The organism is Paenirhodobacter sp., assembly GCF_041916475.1.
Classification (GTDB): domain Bacteria; phylum Pseudomonadota; class Alphaproteobacteria; order Rhodobacterales; family Rhodobacteraceae; genus Rhodobacter.
Map to the genome: position 1 here is coordinate 1 of NZ_JAYRZN010000079.1, position 3,191 is coordinate 3,191.

Here is a 3,191-nt window from a genome sequence, read left to right on the forward strand (position 1 = left end):
TGTCCAGAAGCTTGCCGAGCCCGAACCCGTCGACCCCGCAATTGTTCGACGCGATCGTCAGATCCTTCACCCCGCTCGCCACCAGCGCATCGATCAGAAGCTCCGGGATCCCGCAAAGCCCGAACCCGCCCGCAGCCAGCGTCATCCCGTCAGACAAAAGCCCGTCAAGAGCCGCCGACGCGGACATATATACCTTCGACATAAACCCCTCCCAGGCCCGGGCGGCGCAAGGCGCGCGGCTCCGGCAGGGCGCATCCTGTCTCTTTTCAGCGCGCGCCAAAATCCGTAAGAATACGTAGATCCCTACGTAGAGAGCCGCGATGACCCCCAGCAGCCAGGACCTGGACCGCATCGGCTTCCGCTATGCCCCCGACGCTACCCTGGTGCTGGCCGAACGGATCGTGCTGCGCGCGAACGATCTGGTCGCGGAAGTGTTCGGCTGGAGCGCGCGGGAGATCGAGGGGCAGTCGATCCGGGTCCTTTATCCCGGCCCCGCGGATTACGCGCTGATCGGCAGCCGGGCGCACCTGGCGATGCAGCGCGACAGCTTCTACCGCGATGAGCGCTTCATGCGGCGCAAGGATGGCCGCGTGGTCTGGATGGAGGGGCGCGGCCGCACGCTGGATAGCGGCGCGCCGGAGCGGCTGGCGGTCTGGTCCTACCGGCCGCTGGATGCGGCGCTGGCAGGCCCCGCCCCGCTCACCCCGGCCGAGAAGCGGGTGGCGGGCTATCTGGTGAACGGCTTCACCAGCAAGGAGATCGCCGCCGCACTCGCCTGTTCGCCGCGCACGGTGGAGGTGCACCGCGCCAACATGATCCGCAAGATGAACGTGCGCAACAGCGCCGAGCTGATCCACCGGCTGCTGTCGAGCAGCTAGCGACGCCGCGGCACGCGCCTGCCTTTGCCTTTGCCCCGCATAAGCCTTTGCACAGTGAGCATCGGTACTTTACAAAGCCGTCGAAACCGGCAGGTTGCATAACGACCGTAGACTCCCCGCCTGCATGACGCACCGGATCGCGGCCACGGACCCCGCCCTAGACCAGGTCATGAAATGGCACAGACACTGACGAACACTGCTTCCGCCCCGCTGGCCTTCGACATCCAGCCCAACACCACCCCGATGCCGGAGGCCGCGCGCCTCGAAGCCTTCGGCCATCTGGGCTTCGGCACGCTGTTCAGCGACCATATGGCCGTCATCCAGTGGAGCGAGGGCAAGGGCTGGCATTCCGCGCGCATCACCGCGCGCGCGCCGTTCCAGATCGACCCGGCCAGCGCGGTGCTGCATTACGCGCAGGAGATCTTCGAGGGGATGAAGGCCTATCGCAATGCCGAGGGCAAGGTCGTGCTGTTCCGCCCGCAGGAGAATGCGCGGCGCTTCAACGCCTCCGCCCGGCGCATGGCGATGCCCGAAATCAGCGAGGCGGATTTCATCGCCGCGGTCGAGGGGCTGATCGCGCAGGATGCGAAATGGGTGCCCGAGGGCGAAGGCGCGAGCCTGTACCTGCGCCCGTTCATGTTCGCCTCCGAGCCCTTCCTGGGGGTGCGCCCGGCGCATGAATATATCTTCTGTGTCATTGCCTCGCCGGTGGGCCCGTATTTCAAGGGCGGCGCGAAGCCGGTCTCGATCTGGGTCTCCACGGATTACACGCGCGCCGCGCGTGGCGGCACCGGGGCCGCGAAATGCGGCGGCAACTATGCCGCGAGCCTGGTTGCGCAATCCGAGGCCTATGACAACGGCTGCGATCAGGTGGTGTTCCTCGATGCGGCCGAGCATGCCTGGGTCGAGGAACTGGGCGGCATGAACATCTTCTTCGTGTTCGAGGATGGCAGCATCATCACCCCCGAGCTCGGCACGATCTTGCCCGGCATCACCCGCAAATCGCTGATCGAGCTTGCGAAAGACAGCGGCGTCCCGCTGACCGAGCGGCATTATTCCTTCGCCGAATGGCAGGCCGATGCCGCCAGCGGCCGCATGACCGAGGCCTTCGCCTGCGGTACGGCGGCGGTCGTGGCCTCGATCGGCACGGTGAAGTTCCGCGGCGGCGAATTCCGCATCGGCGATGGCCAGGGCGGCCCGGTGACCGAGGCGCTGCGTCAGAAGCTGACCGGCATCCAGCGCGGCGTCCTCGCCGACCCGCACGGCTGGGTTCATACCGTCGGCTGAGGCCCATATACCGTGCTGCAGCCCGGGTGCTGAGGCGCCCGGGCCCTCAGCCCGCCATCGCACGCGCTTTCGCCGCCCCGGCGGCGAGCGCCGCGCGCAGAGCCTCGGCGAAGCCCGCCTCTTGTGCCGCGCTCAGCGCCGCCGCCGTGGTACCGCGATAGTCCACGAATTCCTTGACCATCGCCCCCGCTTCGCCAATCCGCCCGCTGAGCAGCGCCGGCGCATCGCAAACCACGGCCTCCACCGCCGCCTGCGCGACCCCGGAGGGCAACCCCGCCGCCTCGGCCGCATCGAGCAGAGCCTGCGCCATCAGCGCGGCATAGGCCGGCCCCGCCCCCGACAGCGCGGTGAGCACCAGCACCTGATCCTCGTTTTCCAGGGCATCACCATGGCCGCAGGCACCGATGATCCCCTCGGTGAGGCGCAGATCCGCAGCCGTGGCCTCGGGTGCCGCGTACCACGGCGTGTAGGAGCGGCCGATCTCCATCGCGGCATTCGGCATCGCCCGGATCACCGCGCGCGCCCCCGTCCGCGCCCGGATCTCGGCGCAGCTCACCCCCGCCATGAACGACAGCACCAGCCGCCCCGCGCAGGGGATGTCTGCCGCGCGGAATTCATCAGGGCGCAGCGAGAGCACCACCGCCTGCGCGCCCTCCACCGCCCGCGCCGGCACGGTTTCCCAGCGCAGCCCGGGCCAGCCCGCATAGGTGGGGGATGGGCCGCTGCGGTTCGCGCAAATGAGGTTCTCCGGCCGGATCAGCCCTTTGCGCAGCAGCGCAGGCCCGAGCGCACGGCCAAGCCAGCCCGAGGCGCCGATCAGTGTGATGGTCGTGTCTGTCATGCAATGCTCTCCGAGCCGATGGCACAGGATGCCGCGGCCCGGGGAGAACGGCAAGGCGGCCAGGGCCCAGACTCATTGCTTTTGACAGCCGGAACAAGACGGTTGCGGCGAGCATGATCGCGGAGAAGAAGGTTTCCGGACATCGGTCGTATCGTGTGGCGACCCGCCGCCAGTCCTTGAGGCGG

Annotated in this window: 4 protein-coding genes and 1 pseudogene; 2 read left to right on the forward strand and 3 right to left on the reverse strand. The window is 68.3% G+C overall.

The annotated features are described in order from the left end of the window. Nucleotides 1-202, reverse strand: a 202-nt coding sequence (locus tag ACOMG5_RS17530; RefSeq protein WP_420344577.1) for a CoA-transferase, incomplete at its 3' end; no start/stop codon positions are given. Between the two features lie 118 nt (nt 203-320). On the opposite strand from ACOMG5_RS17530, the gene ACOMG5_RS17535 reads away from it, so the two are divergent. Then, the gene (locus ACOMG5_RS17535; RefSeq protein ID WP_420345072.1) at nt 321-878 is read left to right on the forward strand and encodes a LuxR C-terminal-related transcriptional regulator; all 558 of its coding nucleotides are present in this window, start codon (nt 321-323) and stop codon (nt 876-878) included. A 174-nt stretch (nt 879-1,052) separates the two neighbouring features. Continuing rightward, on the forward strand, nt 1,053-2,165 hold the full coding sequence (locus ACOMG5_RS17540) for a branched-chain amino acid aminotransferase (RefSeq protein ID WP_420345073.1): 1,113 nt from the start codon (nt 1,053-1,055) through the stop codon (nt 2,163-2,165). Between the two features lie 46 nt (nt 2,166-2,211). Here the strand turns inward: ACOMG5_RS17540 and ACOMG5_RS17545 are convergent, their stop codons facing one another. Together ACOMG5_RS17545 and ACOMG5_RS17550 are read right to left on the reverse strand one after the other, a co-directional pair. Next, complete coding sequence (locus ACOMG5_RS17545; protein ID WP_420345074.1) at nt 2,212-3,006, reverse strand: pyrroline-5-carboxylate reductase family protein; 795 nt, start codon at nt 3,004-3,006, stop codon at nt 2,212-2,214. Between the two features lie 85 nt (nt 3,007-3,091). Then, nucleotides 3,092-3,191 (reverse strand): annotated as a pseudogene (locus ACOMG5_RS17550) (IS5/IS1182 family transposase); the annotation flags it as partial.

Bases quoted from the DNA above. Each gene is read 5' to 3' on its own strand.
- ACOMG5_RS17535 (WP_420345072.1), top strand. From the start codon at position 321: ATGACCCCCAGCAGCCAGGACCTGGACCGCATCGGCTTCCGCTATGCC.
- ACOMG5_RS17545 (WP_420345074.1), bottom strand. From the start codon at position 3,006: ATGACAGACACGACCATCACACTGATCGGCGCCTCGGGCTGGCTTGGC.
- ACOMG5_RS17540 (WP_420345073.1), top strand. From the start codon at position 1,053: ATGGCACAGACACTGACGAACACTGCTTCCGCCCCGCTGGCCTTCGAC.